Origin of the sequence: Kitasatospora sp. NPDC048286 (genome assembly GCF_043201735.1) — a bacterium.
In the GTDB taxonomy this organism is placed as follows: domain Bacteria; phylum Actinomycetota; class Actinomycetes; order Streptomycetales; family Streptomycetaceae; genus Kitasatospora.
The window spans coordinates 189074-206212 of sequence record NZ_JBICZE010000003.1 but is presented as its reverse complement, the minus strand read 5'-3'; the positions used below and the strand labels follow the sequence as shown (position 1 = coordinate 206212).

General features: G+C 72.8%; 13 protein-coding genes and 1 pseudogene. All 14 read left to right on the top strand.

The genetic code is table 11. The features are described from left to right. Positions 1–43 precede the first annotated feature (43 nt). The 14 genes and pseudogenes from ACGF13_RS08715 to ACGF13_RS08650 all read left to right on the top strand — a co-directional run bounded on the left by ACGF13_RS08715 (position 44) and on the right by ACGF13_RS08650 (position 17014). Positions 44–1201, top strand: coding sequence for an epoxide hydrolase family protein (locus ACGF13_RS08715; protein WP_392870585.1), 1158 nt, complete (start codon positions 44–46; stop codon positions 1199–1201). A 148-nt stretch (positions 1202–1349) separates the two neighbouring features. Then, the gene (locus tag ACGF13_RS08710; protein WP_392870582.1) at positions 1350–2144 is read left to right on the top strand and encodes an alpha/beta hydrolase; all 795 of its coding nucleotides are present in this window, start codon (positions 1350–1352) and stop codon (positions 2142–2144) included. Further along, positions 2141–3328, top strand: a complete 1188-nt coding sequence (locus ACGF13_RS08705; RefSeq protein ID WP_392870579.1) for a kynureninase — start codon at positions 2141–2143, stop codon at positions 3326–3328. Before ACGF13_RS08710 ends, ACGF13_RS08705 begins: the two co-directional genes overlap by 4 nt. A gap of 170 nt (positions 3329–3498) precedes the next feature. Continuing rightward, a complete protein-coding gene (locus tag ACGF13_RS08700) occupies positions 3499–4299 on the top strand; it encodes a tryptophan 2,3-dioxygenase (protein ID WP_392870576.1) in 801 nt (266 codons plus the stop codon). A 58-nt stretch (positions 4300–4357) separates the two neighbouring features. Further along, entirely contained in the window at positions 4358–6856 is a 2499-nt protein-coding gene (locus ACGF13_RS08695; RefSeq protein ID WP_392870573.1) for a methyltransferase, read from the top strand. Further along, positions 6834–7898, top strand: a pseudogene (gene trpD / locus ACGF13_RS08690) (anthranilate phosphoribosyltransferase); the annotation flags it as partial. The gene ACGF13_RS08695 and the pseudogene trpD, both read left to right, overlap by 23 nt. An 82-nt stretch (positions 7899–7980) precedes the next feature. Next, a complete protein-coding gene (locus tag ACGF13_RS08685; RefSeq protein ID WP_392870570.1) occupies positions 7981–8688 on the top strand; it encodes an indole-3-glycerol-phosphate synthase in 708 nt (235 codons plus the stop codon). Between the two features lie 3 nt (positions 8689–8691). Then, positions 8692–9528: a tryptophan synthase subunit alpha gene (locus tag ACGF13_RS08680; RefSeq protein ID WP_392870567.1), complete on the top strand. Its 837-nt coding sequence runs from the start codon at positions 8692–8694 to the stop codon at positions 9526–9528. Positions 9529–9533: 5 nt separating this feature from the next. Beyond that, the gene (locus tag ACGF13_RS08675; RefSeq protein ID WP_392870564.1) at positions 9534–11336 is read left to right on the top strand and encodes an FAD-dependent monooxygenase; all 1803 of its coding nucleotides are present in this window, start codon (positions 9534–9536) and stop codon (positions 11334–11336) included. Next, on the top strand, positions 11333–12661 hold the full coding sequence (locus ACGF13_RS08670; RefSeq protein ID WP_392870561.1) for a phenylacetate--CoA ligase family protein: 1329 nt from the start codon (positions 11333–11335) through the stop codon (positions 12659–12661). Before ACGF13_RS08675 ends, ACGF13_RS08670 begins: the two co-directional genes overlap by 4 nt. Next, on the top strand, positions 12642–12866 hold the full coding sequence (locus ACGF13_RS08665) for a DUF6052 family protein (protein ID WP_392870558.1): 225 nt from the start codon (positions 12642–12644) through the stop codon (positions 12864–12866). The genes ACGF13_RS08670 and ACGF13_RS08665 overlap by 20 nt, the downstream gene beginning before the upstream one ends. 137 nt (positions 12867–13003) lie before the next feature. Further along, positions 13004–14119 carry a serine hydrolase domain-containing protein gene (locus tag ACGF13_RS08660; protein WP_392870555.1) on the top strand — a complete coding sequence of 372 codons (1116 nt, stop codon included), beginning with the start codon at positions 13004–13006 and terminating at the stop codon, positions 14117–14119. A 91-nt stretch (positions 14120–14210) separates the two neighbouring features. Further along, positions 14211–15464, top strand: coding sequence for an acyltransferase family protein (locus ACGF13_RS08655; RefSeq protein WP_392870550.1), 1254 nt, complete (start codon positions 14211–14213; stop codon positions 15462–15464). Next, entirely contained in the window at positions 15461–17014 is a 1554-nt protein-coding gene (locus ACGF13_RS08650; protein ID WP_392870547.1) for a benzoate-CoA ligase family protein, read from the top strand. The genes ACGF13_RS08655 and ACGF13_RS08650 overlap by 4 nt, the downstream gene beginning before the upstream one ends. Positions 17015–17139 lie beyond the last annotated feature (125 nt).

Sequence of the window (17139 nt, the reverse complement as noted above, 5' to 3'; positions counted from 1 at the left end):
TGCCCCCGCCTTCGCCCCGACCGTCCCACCGAGAGGACTCGCCATGCGCCCCTTCCGTATCGACATCCCGCAGGAAGCCCTCGACGACCTGGACCGCCGGCTCGCGGCGACCCGCTGGCCCGGTGAGCTGCCGGGCGTGGGCTGGCAGCGCGGTGTACCGCTCGGCTATCTGAAGGAGCTGGCCGAGTACTGGCGCACCGGCTTCGACTGGCGCAAGGCCGAGGAGCAGCTCAACGCGTTCCCGCAGTTCCTGACCGAGATCGACGGCGTGGACATCCACTTCCTGCACGTGCGCTCGCCGGAGCCGGATGCCATGCCGTTGGTCATCACCCACGGCTGGCCCGGCTCGGTGGTGGAGTTCCTGGACGTGATCGGGCCGTTGACCGACCCGCGGGCGCACGGCGGCGACCCCGCCGACGCGTTCCACGTGGTCATCCCCTCGCTGCCCGGTTACGGCTTCTCCGGCCGCCCCCAGGAGGCCGGCTGGGACACCGCCCGGGTCGGCCGGGCCTGGGCCGAGCTGATGCACCGGCTCGACTACGACCGCTACCTCGTCCAGGGCGGCGACTGGGGCATGCCGGTCTCGCTCCAGCTCGGCCTGGCCGATCCGGCGCACGTCGCGGGTGTCCACCTCAACATGCTCGCCACCTTCCCGCCGCAGGACCCGGCCGAGTTCGCGAACCTGGGCGAGGAGGACCTGGCCCGGCTGCAGTTCGCCGCGAACTTCGAGCAGGACGGGGCCGGCTGGCGGAAGATCCAGTCCACCCGCCCGCAGACCCTCAGCTACGGTCTGACCGACTCCCCGGTGGGCCAACTCGCCTGGATCGTCGAGAAGTTCAAGGAGTGGACGGCCGCGGAGACGGTCCCGGAGGACGCGGTGGCCCGCGACCGGCTGCTGACCAACGCCGCGATCTACTGGTTCACCGCCTCCGCGGGCTCCAGCGCCCAGCTCTACTACGAGTCCAACCGGCTGGACGCCGACTTCATCCGCACCTGGGCCGGCCCGTGGCCGCTCGCCGCGCCGGTCGGGGTGGCCGTCTTCCCCGAGGACGCCGTCCGCCCGATCCGCCGGTGGGCCGAGCAGATCCTGCCGACCCTCGCCCAGTGGTCCGAGCTCGAGCGCGGCGGGCACTTCGCGGCGCTGGAGGAGCCCGAGCTGTTCGTCGGCGACGTCCGGACCTTCGCGCGCCGGGTGCGCTGACCGCGCCGGGTGCGCTGACCGGAAACTCGAACCCGCCCGGCGCCGGTGGCGGCGCCGGGCAGAAACGGAGAGGCCCCTTATGGAATCGCCGGTGTATCGCGGATACGACCAGCGCACACTGGACCGGCAGTACTCGCCGAGTTCCCGCGTGCCCGACCTGAACGTCTTCGTGGACCGGTACGCCGGCGACAGCGAGAAAGCCCGGGCGGATTTCGAGGTCCGCCGTGGAATACCCTACGGCCCCGCCCCCGCGGAATCCCTGGACTTCTTTCCGGCGGGCTCCCGGAACGCGCCGCTGGTGGTTTTCCTGCACGGCGGCTACTGGCAGGAGCTGAGCAAGGACGACGCGTCCTTCCCGGCCCGCGACCTGGTCCCGGCCGGCGCCGCGTTCGCGGCGCTGGGCTACGGGCTGGCGCCCGAGTACCGGCTGGACGAGATCGTCGCGCAGGTCCGCCGCGGCCTGCTCTGGCTGCTGGAGCACGCGGAGGAGCTGGGGGTGGACGCGGGCCGCGTCCACATCGGCGGCTCCTCCGCCGGCGCCCACCTGGCCCTGATGGCGCTGCTGGACGACTGGCGGCCCGACGGCCGCCACCCGGCCGACGCGTTCGCCGGGGCGCTCCTGCTCAGCGGCGTCTACGACCTCGAACCGGTGCGGCACACCTATGTGAACGCGCCACTGGGGCTGGACGCCGCGGCGGCGGCCCGGCTCAGCCCGATCCTGCGACTGCCCGCGCGCCTGCCCGCCCTCGTGGTGGCCAGGGGCGGCGCCGAGACGGACGAGTTCGCCCGGCAGCACGACGACCTGGTACGGGCCGTCGGCCCGCGCGCGGCCGTGGTGCGCGAGGTCGTCGCCGCCGACCGCAACCACTTCGACCTCCCGTTCGACCTGGCCGATCCGACGACCGGGCTCGGCGCCGCGGTGTTCGCGCAGGTGGGCCTGTGACCACGCACGAGGTCGCCGCGCAGCTCGACCGGGACGACCCGCTCGCCGCCGCCCGCAAGGCGTTCCTGCTGCCCCCGGACACGGTGTACCTGGACGGCAACTCGCTGGGCGCGCTGCCGGCCTCCGTCCCGGAGCGGGTCCGCCGGGTCGTCGCCGAGCAGTGGGGCGAGCACCTGATCGGCGGCTGGTACGAGGACGGCTGGTGGGACGCGCCGCTGCGGGTCGGCGACCGGCTCGGGCGGCTGCTCGGGGCGGCCCCCGGCCAGACGGTGGCCGGCGACTCGACCTCGGTCCAGCTGTTCAACGCCCTGACCGCCGCCGCCCGGCTGCGCCCCGGGCGCGACATCCTGCTGATGGACGACGCGGGCTTCCCCACCGACCGCTACCTGGCCGCCTCGGTGGCCCGGATGCTCGGCCTGGAGCTGCGCGAGGCCCCGGTGTCCGGGTTCGAGGAGGCGCTCGCCGACTGCGGCGAGCGCCTGGCCGTCGTCACCGCGAGCGCCGTCGACTTCCGCACCGGCGAGCTGTGGGACCTCGCCCGGCTGACCGCGGCCACCCACCGGGAGGGGGGCGTGGTGGTCTGGGACGTCAGCCACGCGGTGGGCGCCGTCCCGCTCGCGGTGGACCGGGACGGCGTCGACTTCGCCGTCGGCTGCGGCTACAAGTTCCTGTCGGGCGGCCCGGGCGCTCCCGCCTTCGGCTACGCGGCCCGCCGCCACCACGACCACCTCGACCAGCCGCTGACCGGCTGGAACGGCCACGCCGACCCCTTCGCGATGACGCCGGACTACCGTCCGGCCGAGGGGATCGCCCGCTGCCGGATCGGCACACCGGCGATCCTGTCGCTGCTGGCCCTGGACGCGGCACTGGACGTCTTCGACGGCGTCGACCTCCGGCAGCTCCGGAGGAAGAGCCTCTCGCTGAGCCGGTTCTTCATCGCCTGCGTCGACGAACACCTGGCGGGCCGGGGCTTCGAGCTGGTGACGCCGCGCCGGGACGAACGCAGGGGCAGTCAGCTGACCCTCGGCCACCCGGAGGCGGCCCGGCTCATGGCGGCCCTGGTCGAACGCGGCATCACCGGCGACGTGCGGCCGCCGAACCTGCTGCGCTTCGGTCTGAACGGCCTCTACGTCTCGCACGCGGACGTCCTGACCACCGTCCTGGCCCTGCGGTCACTGACCTGACGGTCGTCCAGTGCCCCGCGGTCACCGGCCTGACGGTGACCGCGGGGCACCGACCTGACGGCACGTCACATCTTCCGGATTGCTGAACTCCCCATCCTCGCCTTGTTGACCTTCGGCGCCGCCCGCTAGCCTGTCGGACATTCCAGCTCAAGATTCACTACTCGAATCGGATGTGGGTTGTGACGGGCGAAGACACGGCGGTTCTGGACTATTCCGCATATCTCGCACTGGACGAACTCATGGCATTGCAGCGGCCGCGCACCGACGTGCCCGACGAGCTGCTTTTCATCGTGGTCCACCAGGCGCACGAGATCTTCTTCAAGCTGATCCTCCATGAATTCTCGGAAATGCAGCGGGCGCTGTCCGAGGGCGACAGCGGCGGCTCGTTGCGCCGGCTGAACCGGCTGCTCGCCGTCTTCCGGGCGGTGGTCGGTCACGTCGGCCTGATCGAGACGATGACGGCCGACCAGTTCAACGCGTTCCGGTCGGTGCTGAACGGCAGCGGTTTCCAGTCGGCGCAGTTCCGCGAGATCGAGGCGGTGCTCGGCCGGCGCGGGGACGCGATGGTCAGCCAGTACCCGCGGCACAGTGCCGAGCGGACCGCCATCACCGCGGCCATGACCCGGCCGCCGGTGTTCGACTCCGTCCTGCGCTACCTGGCGCAGCACGGCTACCCGGTGCCGCAGGACCGCCTGCACCGGGACGTCTCGCTGCCCCAGGAGCCTTCGGAGGCGGTGCAGTCGGTGCTGCTGCGGGTCTACCGCGACGACGGCGTGGCGGCGCAGCTGTGCGAGCGGCTGCTCGACCTCGACGAACTCATCCAGGAGTGGCGCTACCGGCACGCCAAGATGGCCGAACGGATCATCGGCGCCAAGCCCGGCACGGGGGGATCCGCCGGTGCCGCGTACCTGCGCGGCACCCTGCACCAGCCGGTGTTCCCGGACCTCTGGGCGATCCGCAGCGAGATGTGAGACCGATCCCTGATCCACCTCACGGCGGCCATCCCGCCACTATTCCACGAGGTGTGGCATGTACCTATCGGAACACAAGTCCCCGTCCGTCCGAACCGAGGGCCGCACCCCGGCCGGCCCGACCGCCGAGTGGCCGCAGCACACCGGCGTGGCGGGAATCAGCCTCCGCGGAGCCCGCCCCAGCGACCGACCGGATCCCGCGGCGGCCCTGGCCCGCCTCGCCGAGTGGACCGCCGGGCTGGAGACCGACGGCGAGCGCGGGTCACCGGAGAGCTTCCCGTTCAAGGAGATCCTCGACCACTTCCAGACCGCGGGACGGAACTACGCCTCCCCCGAACTGGTCGACGCGTTACGTGAGTTGGAGCGGAGGCTGGCCGCGGCGGCGCCGCCGGACCACCGGCAGCCGCTCGGCCGGCGGCTGCTCCTCGACTGGCTGCCGAGCACCTTCGACCAGGACGACGGCGACTACGACTCCTACCTCCTCGTGCCGATGCTCGAACGGCTGGCCGCGGCCGACGGCGAGTCGGAGACCGACCCGGGCCTCGACACCCAGATCCGCGTCCTGCTGGCCGACCTCCTGCTCGCCGAGAGCGAGGCCCTGGCGGTGACGCCGGACGCGCACTGGCAGCGGGTGCGGACCCACGCGGTCGCCCAGGCCCTGGCGCGGGTGGCCGAACTGGCGCCGACGGCACGCGGGGGCGTGGTGCCGCCGGCGGGGTTCGTCCGGACGCTCGACCGGGACGACCCGGCGCTGGCCGCGCTCGGCCGACGGCTCGCGCAGGCGGCGCTGGACGCGACGCCGGAGGCCGTCCGGCAGGCGGCCGAGATCTCGATGCTCCCGTCCACGCCCGTCCACGACGAGTTGATGTTCGTGCGCAGCGTGCAGCTCTTCGAGCTGGTCTACCGGCGGACGTACCGGTGCCTGGAGCGGGCGCTGACGGCGCTGCGGTCCGCGGACCTCGGCACGGCGGTCGCCGAACTCGGGGCCGCGGCCGAGCGGGTGGAGAGCACCCCGATCCTCTACCGGGTGCTCACCACGATGTCCCGCGAGGGCTTCGCGATCATCCGCGCGCACACCGAGGGGCGCAGCGCCATCCAGTCCCGCGCCTACCGGCAGGTGGAGCGGATCACCGCACAGCGGCCCCGTACGGCGACCGACGACAGGGTCGCCCGGGTCGAGGTGCCGAGCCCCACCCTCCAGGAGGTCTACCAGGAGCTGGTACCCGTACTCGGGGAGCCCGCGCTGGAGGCGGTGGCCGCGGCGATGGCCCGGCTCGACGACAGCTGGCGCGCCATGAAGCGGACCCACTGGGGGATCACCCGGAAGATCATCAAGGACTCCCCCGGCACCGGTGGCACCACCGGTGCCGACTACCTGAAGGCCACCGCCGCGATACCACTCTTCCCGGACCTGCAAGGCGCGGGGGAACGCACCCGCGACCACAACCGGAGACCGCCGCGACCGACGGAGAACACCATGCCCGACCCCGAGGACCAGAACAGCCTGCTGCGCCGGAAGATCATGGGGTACATCGTCTCCCAGGCGATCTTCACCGTCACCGAACTCAAGGTGGTCGAGAGCCTCGGCGAGGAGGCCGTCCCGGCCGCGGAGCTGGCCGGCAGGGTCGGCGCCGACCCGGACGCCCTGCACCGCTTCCTGCGGGTCCTCACCGCCGAGGGGCTCTTCGTGGAGCAGCCCGCCGGTACCTTCGCCGTCACCCCGCTGGGCGCCCTGCTGCACCGCGACGCGCCGGGCTCGCTGCACCACCTCGCCTCGCTGATGGCCGGCGAGGCGTACCAGGCGTGGACGGCGGCCGGCCACTCGCTGCGCACCGGCCGCGCGGCCTTCGAGACCGTCTTCGGCAAGCCCATGTTCGACTGGCTCGGCGACCATCCCGCGGAGCTGGCCGCCTTCAACGAGGGCCAGGCCGGGCTGGTGACGCTGCGACTGCTGCCCCTGCTCGACCGGGACTGGAGCGGGGTCGGCACGGTCGTCGACGTCGGCGGCGGCAACGGCACGCTGCTGGGCACCCTGCTGTCCCGGCACCGGGAGCTGCGCGGGGTGCTGTTCGACCTGCCGAAGGTGGCGGACGAGGCGCTGTCCGGGCTCGGCGGGGGCGAACTGCGGGAGCGCTGCCGGGTGGTGGGCGGCGACTTCTTCGACGAGGTCCCGTCCGGGGGCGACGTCTACGTCCTGGCGCAGATCCTGCACGACTGGTCCGACGACCGGGCCGTGGAGATCCTGCGCAGCTGTCACCGGGCCATGGGGCCCGGGGCCCGGCTGCTCATCCTCGAACAGGTGATCCCGGACGACTCCCGGCCGCACCCCGCGAAGCTGCTCGACCTGCACATGCTGGTGCTGCTCGGGGGGCGCGAGCGGAGCGAGAGCTCCTGGCGGCGGCTGCTCACCGAGAGCGGGTTCGAGTTCGTCGGGATCGACCGCTCGGCGAGGTCGTCGCTGATCGAGGCCCGTCCGGCGGAGGTTCCGGCGGTCGTCGGTGCGGCCGCCCGGCACGACGAGCCGGGGGGCGGGAATGGGAGCGCTGCCGGCGCGTAGTCAGCCGGTCGCCGGCCGGGCGGTGCCCGGCTGGCAGCGGCTGATCGAGCAGCTCCTGGACGGCCGCGACCTCTCGGCCGAGGACATCGCCTGGGTGATGGGCCGCGTCATGTCCGGTGCCGCGGCCCCGGCCCAGGTCGCGGGCTTCCTGGTGGCGCTGCGCGCGAAGGGCGAGACCCCGGCCGAGGTCGGCGCGTTGGCCGACACGACGCTCGGCTACGCCCGTCCGGTCCGGCTCGCCGCCCGTGCCCTCGACATCGTGGGCACGGGCGGCGACCGGTCCGACTCGGTGAACATCTCGACCATGGCGGCGCTGGTGGCCGCCGCGGCCGGTGCCACCGTCGCCAAGGTGGGCAATCGCAGCGCGACGTCGAGGTCCGGCTCGGCGGACGTGCTGGAGCGGCTCGGGGTCGCCATCGACCTGGAACCGGAGGCCGTGGCGGGCTGCGTGGCCGAGATCGGCATCGGGTTCCTGTTCGGTCCGGTGTGCTACCCCGCGCTGCGGCACATCGCCGAGACCCGGCGGGCCCTGGGCGTGGCGACGGTCTTCAACCTGCTCGGGCCGCTGCTCAATCCGGCCCGACCGTCGCACGCCCTGGTCGGCTGCGCCTTCCCGGAGCGGACCCGGCTGCTGGCCGAGGTGTTCGCCCGGCGCGGCGCGACCGTGCTGCTGGTCCGCGGCGACGACGGCCTGGACGAACTCACCACCACGACCACCAGCCGGGTCTGGCTGGTCCAGGGCGGCACGGTGACCGAGCGCACCCTCGACCCGGTCGCGCTGGGCATCCCCCGGGCCCGGCCGCGGGACCTGCGGGGCGGGGACACGGCGGCCAACGCGGAGACGGTCCGCCGGCTGGTCCGCGGCGAGCACGGCGCGGTGCGGGACGCGGTGCTGCTCAACGCGGCCGCGGCCCTGGCCGCGTACACCGGCTTCACCGGATCCCTGGAGGAGGACCTCGCCTCCGGGCTGGCGCAGGCCGCCCGGGCGGTCGACTCGGGGGCGGCGGCGGACCTGCTGGCGCGCTGGGTCAAGGTCTCCGACCGGATCCGTCACAGCACGACAGAAGAAGTCCGTCACACCGGGGCCGACCACAATGTGGTGGCACCGACCCGAGAGGAGGATCATGAACAGCCTGAGCCTGTATGACGTACTCGCCACCGCACGCCGGGACCGCCGGCCGGCCCTGATGGTCGACGTCAAGTGCCGGTCCCCACGGGACGGGGAGCTGATCTCCGACGAGCAGCTCGAGCCCTACGTCCGGGTGCTGCTCGACGGCGGCGCCGACGCGCTCTCGACCCCCACCGACCCCGACTTCTTCGGCGGCAGCATCCCGATCGCCCGGAGGATCCGCCGGGTGGCGGGGGTTCCGCTGATGCGCAAGGAGTTCTTCCGCACGGTGGACCAGATGGACGAGTCGCACGAGGCGGGTTTCGACGCGGTCCAGATCTCGCTGAGCACCGTCCCCGATCCGGAGCTCTTCGGGGCGATGAAGAGCCGCGCGGAGCACCTGGGGCTGGAGGTCGTGGTCGGCGTCCACAACGCCGAGCAGCTGGAGCGGGCGATCGAGCTCGGCGCGGTCGCCGTGGGCATCAACAACCGGGACATCACGGCGCTCGAACTCGACGACGGCACCGTCAGCCTCAGTGAGAAGCTGATCGCCGACTGCCCGGACGACCTCCTGGTGATCTCCGAGAGCGCCTTCCACTCCGAGGCGGACGTGTCCCGGGCCGCGAGCGCCGGGGCCCACTGCATCCTCGTCGGGACGGCCATCGCCAAGAGCGCCGACCCGGCGGCCACCGTCCGGTCGCTGAGAGACGCGGCGAGGGCCTAGGAGGTGTCCGACGATCTCCCACCGGCCTCGTCCGGCGGTCCCGGCGACCGGCTCGGACGCTGCCTGGACCGGTTGGCCGCCGCACAACAGCGGGCCCTGGCGATCTACCTGACGCTGGGTGACCCGCTGACCGGCGACCGGCCCGACCTGGCCCTGGCGGCGGCCGACGCGGGCGCGGACATCCTGGAGTTCGGCATCCCGACTCCGGGCACCCGCCCGCGCGGTGCGGAGATCGCGCGGTCCTTCGACCGCGCCCGAGGGGCGGACCAGGAGCAACTCTGGGAGTGGCTGGGCGAGTTGCGCCGATCCGCGGCGGACCTCCCACTGCTGCTCCTGGTCTACCCGCAGACCGTCGCCGACCTCGGCTGGGACCTGCTCCTCGCGCGGTCGGCCGCGGCCGGGGCGGACGCGCTGGTGCTCGCCCGCCCGGACGGGCCCGAGGACCTGGAGCGGGTCGCGGCGGCCGGCCTCAGCGCCGTCCCCGGGATCGCCCCGGCCGCCGACCCGGCGCAGGTCCGGCGGCTGGAGTCGGCGGCCGCCCACCTGACGTACCGGAACCTGGCCGACCGCACCGGGGCGGACCTCGACCTCGACGAGGCCACCCGCCTCACCCGGCGGCTCGGCGCGACGGCCGCCCGGCCGTTCCTGGTCGGCTTCGGCATCCGCGACGAGCGGCAGATCCGGGCCCTCGCCCCGGACGCGGCCGGCGTGGTGGTCGGGAGCCGGCTGATCAGCGTGCTGTCCCGGGCGGCGCCCACGGCCCGCCCGGAAGCGCTTCGCGAGCACATCGGCCGCTGGAAGGCGGCCACCATCCTTGACGGATCCCCAACGGAACAGTGAGACACATGCGGGTCGACATCATCGGCGGCGGTCCCGGCGGGCTCTTCCTCGCCGTACTCCTGCGCCGGTACGAAATCGCGGACGACGTACGGGTCTTCGAGCGCAACGGCCCGGAGACGACATACGGCTGGGGGGTCGTCTTCCCGGAGGGCGCACTGGACGAGCTGGGGCGGGTGGACCCGGCGACGCACGCCGCGATCGTCGCCGCCGGCACCACCTGGACCCCGGTGGACGTCCGGTACCGCTCCTCCCGGCTGCTGGTGAACGGCAACCGCTTCCACGGCGTCCCCCGGGCCGCCCTCCTCGCCATCCTGCGCGACGCCGCCACCGGGCTCGGCGCGCGGGTGCACCACCACCACCGGGTGGAGAGCCTCGACGACCACTCCGGGGCCGACCTCGTGGTCGGTGCCGACGGCGTGAACTCGGTGGTCCGGCGGGCCCACGAGGACGTCTTCCGGCCGGAGTTCGAACAGTCGGCGTTCCGCTACGTCTGGTACGGGGTCGACAAGGTCTTCCCCTACTTCACCTACATCTTCCGCGACACCGAGTGGGGCCGCTTCCACGGGTACTGCTACCCGTCGGGGCAGCCCTGGAGCTCGATGATCATCCACGTCTCCGAGGAGACCTGGCAGCGGGCCGGGTTCCCTGAGCTGGACGAGAAGGAGTCGGTGCGCCGCTGCGAGGAGATCTTCGCCGCGGACCTCGACGGACGGCCGATCCGGTCCAACGGCGCGCCCTGGGCCAACTTCCGGCAGCTCAGCTGCGCCACCTGGCACCACCGCGACGTGGTCCTGATCGGCGACGCAGCCCACACCGCGCACTGGTCGATCGGCTCGGGCACCCGGCTCGCGATCGAGGACGCCATCGTGCTGGCCGACGAGCTGCGGGCGGGCTCCGGAAGCCTCACCGACGCCCTGGCCCGCTTCGAGCGGGCCCGGATGCCACGGGTCGAGAAGTTCCAGCAGGCGGCGCGCAGGTCCGAGCGCTACTTCGAGAACCTGCACCGCTACACCGACTTCGAGCCGACCCAGTTCGCGTACCAGCTGGTGGCCCGGTCCTGGCGGATCACCCACGCCGACATCGCGGCCCGCGACCCCGAGTTCTCGGCCCGCTTCGACGGCTGGTTCCACAGCCGGGCGACCGGACGGCAGGCGCAGCTGGCGCCGCCGCCGGCGTTCGCCCCGCTGCGGATCGGCGGACTGCACCTGGAGAACCGCCTGGTCAGCGAGGCCGGGACGCCCGGGACACTGGGCAGCGCCCTGGTGCTCGACCCGGAACCCGGCCCGGTGGACCGGGCCGCCGCGCCGACCTGCCGCCGGCTCCCCCTGGCGGACGACCCGGGGAGCTACCGGGAGCTCGCCCGGCAGGCCGTCGACGACGGCTGCGCGATGCTGCTGCTCGACCTCTGCGCCGAGCCGTGGCCGGAGCCCGCGGCCGGCCCGCCGGAGCGGGTCCTCGCGGCACTGGACTCGCTGCGGGCCGCCTGGCCCTCCCCCCGCCCGCTCGCGGTGGCGCTCGGCCCCGACCCGGCCGGCCCGCGGTCCACCGGGTCCGGTCCGCTCGTGGCGCTGGCCCGGCGGCTGGCCGAACACGGCGCGGACCTGCTGCTCCTGGAGGCCCGCGGGGCCGCCGACGAGCCCTCGGACGTCCTCCAACTCGCCGACGCGGTACGCAACGAGGCCGGGATCGCGGTCATGGTGGACGACGCGCTGCGGACCCTCGACCAGATCCACACCGTGCTCGCGGCCGGCTGGGCCGACCTCTGCGTGCTGCGCCCGGCGCCCACCGAGACCGGCGTGGTGTCATGACGCCCCTGCCGACCGACACCCCGTACTGGAACCCGAGAACCGAGACCATGCCGCGCGAGGAACTGGCGCGGTGGCAGTGGCGGAAGCTGCGGCGCGCCCTGGAACACGCCGAGCACTCGCCGTTCTGGCGCGAGCGCCTGCCGAAGGGCATCGCCTCCCTGGAGGAGTACACCGAGCGGGTACCGCTGGTGTACAAGTCCGACCTGATCGCCGCCCAGCAGGCCGAGCCGGCTCCGTACGGCACGATCCCCTCGACGGATCCGGCCCTGGCCGTCCGCTACCACCAGACCAGCGGCACCAGCGGCAACCCGCCGTTCCGCACCTTCGACACGGCGCGCGACTGGACCTGGGCCGTCGACATGTGGTGCACGGCCCTGTACGGCGCGGGCGTGCGGGCCGGGCAGCGGGGCTGCGTCGCCTTCGGGTACGGCCTGTTCATGGGCTACTGGGGCATGCACTACGCCCTGGAGCGGATGGGCAGCATGGTCGTCCCGGTCGGTTCGATGGACTCCCGCAGCCGGGTGCGGCTGCTGGTCGACCAGCGGATCGACGTCCTGGGCTGCACGCCCACCTACGCGATGAGGCTCGTGGAGACGGCCCGGGAGATGGGCGTCGACCTGGCCGCGGAGGCGAACGTGCGGATCGTGGTGACCGGCGCCGAACCGCGCCCGGACTCGACCGCGCGCGCGATCGCCGACGCCTTCGGCGCCCGGGTGTACAACTTCGCCGGGATGACGGAACTCGCCACCGTCTTCATGTTCGAGTGCCCGGCGAGGGCGGGCAGCTGCCACATCATCGAGCCGGGGGTGATCGAGGAGGTCCTGCACCCGGTCACCCGCGAGCCGGTCGGCTACGGCGAGCAGGGCGTCCGCGTGATGACGGCGCTCGGCCGCGAGGGCATCCAGATCTTCCGGTACTGGACCGACGACCTCGTGGTGAAGCGGCCGTGGCACGAGTGCGGCTGCGGCCGAAACTGGGACTGGTACGACGGCGGCATCCTCGGCCGGACCGACGACATGCGCAAGATCCGCGGCATCTCGGTCACCCCGGTGATGATCGAGGACATCATGCGCGGCTTCGACCAGGTCAGCGAGTACCAGACGGTCCTGCGGACGGTGCGCGGGCTCGACACCGTCGTCGTCCGCGTCGAGCCGCGGCCCGTCCCGGCCGCGCGCCGATCCGAGCAGGCCGAGCTCTGCGCGCGCATCAGCGCCGAGATGAAGCGCCAGCTCGGCCTGCGCCCCGAGGTCGAGCTGGCCGACCCCGGCAGCCTCCCCCGATTCGAAGTGAAGGCAGCGCGATTCCATGACGAACGAGCCGGTTGACTACTCCCCCGCCGCCGCGGCCCGGCTCTCGCCCGAGGAGGAGGGGCAGCTGCGCGACTGCTACCGCGTGCTGCACGGGCTGGCGGCCGACTGCCGGGTGCCCTCCGTACGGGCCGCGGCCCGGGCCGCGGTCGCGGAGCTGCACGCCGCGCTCGACGGGCAGGCGCTGGACTTCGAGTTCTACAGCCACCGCTGGACCGGCTGACCGCCGCCACCCGGGTGAACCGAAAAAAATCTTCGAGCACCCGGCGGGCCGATGTCGAGATCCCGACGGCGGCACCGATGTCTCATGTGAGCGGTGCCCGTGGGGCGCCGGATCCACAGAGCGAAAGTCGAAAGGGCATGAGCATCATGCAGAAGATCGTCCAGCAGGCCATCGACGAGATGGTGGAGTCCGGCGCCGAGCAGGGGATCCAGGTCGCGGTGTACCAGCACGGCGAGCTGGTCGTGGACGCGGTGGCGGGCGTCGCCGACCCCGACAGCGGCCGTCCGGTCACCTCGGACATCCCGTTCTACAGCGCCTCGACCGGCAAGGGTGTCACCGCGACGGTGGTGCACGTCCTCGCCGACCGCGGCGCCCTTGACTACGACACCCCGATCGTCGAGCTGTGGCCGGAGTTCGGCGCCCACGGCAAGGACAAGGCGACCGTGCGCCACGCGCTGACCCACTCGGTCGGCGTCCCGGCGGTGCCGTCCGACCTCACCATCCCGGACCTGGCCGACTGGGACCGGATGGTCGGCCTGCTCGCCGACGCCGAGCCGTGGTGGGAGCCCGGCACCAAGACCGGTTACCACGCGATGACCTGGGGCTTCGTGATGGGCGAGATCGTCCGCCGGGCCACCGGCAAGCCGATCTCCCAGGTGCTCAAGGAGGAGGTGACCGGCCCGCTCGGCATCGCCGACGAGCTGTTCTTCGGCGTCCCGGAGTCCGAGCTCGGCCGGCTCGCCCGGCTGGAGGACGCGCCCGGCACCGCCGAGATGCTGGCGATGATGCCCGCCGACATGCCGCTGTTCAAGGCCACCCCGGCGGCCGTGACCCCGAGCGCCGACTACGGCAACCACCCGCTGGTGCTCGGCTCGGACATCCCCTCCGGCGGCACGATGTCCGCCCGCGCCGTGGCCCGGATGTACGCCGCGCTGCTCGGCGAGGTCGACGGCGTCCGGCTGATCTCGGACGAGCGGCTGCGCGAGGTCACGGCCGTGGCCACCGCCGACGTCGACCAGATGATCGGCTTCCCGCTGCCGCGCGCGCTGGGCTACAACCTGGGCCGGCCGGGTGCCAACCCGCAGGACACGCTCACCACGTTCGGCATGCCGGGCATGGGTGGCAGCACGGCCTACGCCGACACCGAGACCGGCATCGCCTTCGCACTGACGAAGAACCGGTTCTTCCCCGGCCCCGCCTCCGCCGTCGACCAGCTCAGCGAGCTGGTCGCGCAGCACGCCGCCGCCAACTGAGACCTCTGGTCGGGCCGGGTCGCCACCTCGGCGGCCCGGCCCTCGACGGCTCCCGAACACCGGAACACAGTCACCAGAGGGGGACACACGCATGGCAGTGACAGAGAGATCCGTCGGTATCGCCGGGGGGGCACAGAAGACGAAGAGGGTTCCGACCCTCGAAGGGCTGCGCGGGCTGGCCGCCGTCGGCGTGCTCGCGTACCACGTCGCGTACGAGGCCAACGTCAGCCACTCGATGGCCGAGCCGGGGCATGACCTGTGGAGCGTGCTGGCCAACGGCCTGGAGGTGTGCCTGTCGCCCTTCTTCGTGCTGTCTGGTCTGCTGCTGTTCCGCCCGTTCGCGCGCGCCACGATATCCGGGACCCGGCGACCCGCCACGCTCCCGTTCCTCTGGAAGCGGGCGCTGCGGATCGTGCCGGGCTACTGGGCGATGGTCCTGGCCGTCCTGCTGCTGATCGACTTCGACAACATCGACGGCCCCTGGTACGTACTCAAGCCGTTCCTGATGGTGCACTTCGTGCTGACCAGGAACCCGATGGACTGGATCGCCGGCCTGGAGCCGACCTGGACGGTCCCCACGGAACTGGTGTTCTACCTGAGCCTGCCGCTCATCGGCTGGCTCGTCCAGAAGTACGCGTCCCGCGCCGCCGACCCGAGCCGCCGGGCCCGCCGGATCGCCCTGCCGCTGGCCCTGGTCGCGCTGGCCAGCCTGGGCTGGACCACCTTCGCGTACCTGCCCGCCATGAAGGCCGACGTCTTCTACTACTCCTTCTTCCCCTTCGGCTCCTTCAGCTTCTTCGCCGGAGGCATGGCGCTCGCCGCGCTGCTGGCCTACGCCGAGACGACGTCCCAGCCGCCCGCCCTCTTCCGGATGGTGGCCGCGCGGCCCAACCTGTGGTGGCTCGGCGCGGGCGTGGTGTTCCTGCTCAACATCCCCAAGCCCTTCGGCATCCCGGGAACCGGCACCTACGGCGCCCTGGCGCAGGAGCTGACCGTCCAGGTCCTCACCATCCTCTTCGCGATGCTGGTGGTGCTGCCGCTGACCGTCCCCGGCGTCAGCTCGCGGCTGATGGACGGCGTGCTCGGCAACCCGCCGGTGCGCTTCCTCGGGCGGATGTCGTACGGCATCTACCTCTGGCACCTGCCGATGATCCACGCCTGGTTCAAGAACGGAAGCATCTTCGACAACCACGCCATGCCGGTCGGCGCGTTCGTCGGCAAGGTGGGCTTCTGGGAGCTGCTGGTCTTCGTCCTCGCGGGCAGCGTGCTGTTCGCGACGGTGAGCCACTACCTCATCGAGCGCCCCGCAGAGCGGCTGCGCGACCTGGTGGGGTCCGGCAAATGACCGAGACGGGGACATCCGGGCCACAGGGCCCGATGCGGTACGCGGACGTACCGGAGCGACTCAACATCGCCGACTGGTTCGTCGACCGCAACGACGGCGAGCGCACCGCGCTGATCACCGACACCGGACGCACCACCTACGCCCAACTGGGCGCGCTGGCCAACCGGGTGGGCAACCTGCTGCGCGGCCTGGGCATCGGGCGCGGCGACCGGGTGATGATGGCGCTGAGCGACGGCGTCGAGTACGTGGCCGCCTGGTACGGCGTGCAGAAGATCGGTGCCGTCACCGCGGAGGTCTACAGCTACCTCCACCCGAAGGACTACCGGTACTACCTCGACTACGTGAAGCCCTCGCTCACGCTGGTCGACCGGGCGACGGTGGCCGCCCTGCGCGAGGCCGGGGAGCGCAACCTCCTGGTGATGGGCCTGGCGCCGGAGGAGCTGCGCGAGGGCGAGCTGCACTACGAGACGCTGCTCGCCGGGCAGTCGGACGAGCTGGCCGCGGTGGACGTCGACCGGGACGACATCGTCATGTGGAAGTTCACCACGGGCAGCACGGGCGCGCCCAAGGCCGTCCCGGTGCCGGCCCGCAGCCCGGTGCTGAGCTTCGACTGGTACGCCCGCGGCGTCCTCGGCCTGCGCCCGGACGACGTCGTGCTGCCGGTGCCGAAGCTGTTCTTCGGCTACTCGCGGGACACGGCGGTGCTGTTCCCGTTCGGCGTCGGCGCCGCCGGGGTCGTCTTCCCGGAGCGCAGCACGCCGGAGCGGATCTTCGACCTGATCGAGCGGCACCGGCCGACCGTCCTGGTCAACGTGCCGACCATGATCAAGTCCATGGTCGACCACCCCGACGCCCGCACCCGGGACCTGAGTTCGCTCCGGCTCTGCATCTCGGCCGGCGAGGCGCTGCCGGGCGAACTGCACCGCAGGTGGCTGGACACCTTCGGCGTCGAGGTGACCGACAGCATCGGCTCCTGCGAGGTCTACCACGCCTACATCTCGAACCGGCCCGGTGAGGCCCGGATCGGAAGCCTGGGCAAGGTCGTGCCGGGGTACCGGGTGAACGTGGTCGACGACCAGGGCGACCCGCTGCCGGACGGCGAGCTCGGAGTCCTCCAGGTGGTGGGCGAGACCGCCGCGTCGGGCTACTGGGAGGCGCCGGAGCAGACGGCCGTGACCTTCCCCGCGGAGCACACCGTGCGCACCGGCGACCTCTTCACCCGGGACGAGGAGGGCTTCTTCTACTACCGGGGCCGGGCGGACGACCTGTTGAAGGTCCACGGGGTCTGGGTCGCGCCGGTCGAGATCGAGGACTGCCTGCTGAACCACCCGGCCGTGGACCAGTGCGCGGTCGTCGGTTACGAGGAGGACGGCCTCACCCTCACCAGGGCGTACGTGGTCACCCGCGCGGAGGTCTCGGCCGCCGAGCTGAAGGACTTCGTCCGCGCCCGGATGTCGCCGCAGAAGTACCCGCGGGACGTCCGGTTCGTCGTCACCCTGCCGCTGACCGCCAACGGCAAGGTGGACCGCAAGGCGCTGCAGCGGCTCTGAGCGCCCCTCGGGCAGCACAGCGGTCACCGGCACGGCAGGTACCACCGCCGCGCCGGTGACCGCTGTTTCGTCGTGCCGGGGCCCTGCGGTGGCGCGGTCGCGGCCCGGCGGCGGCCCGGCGGCGG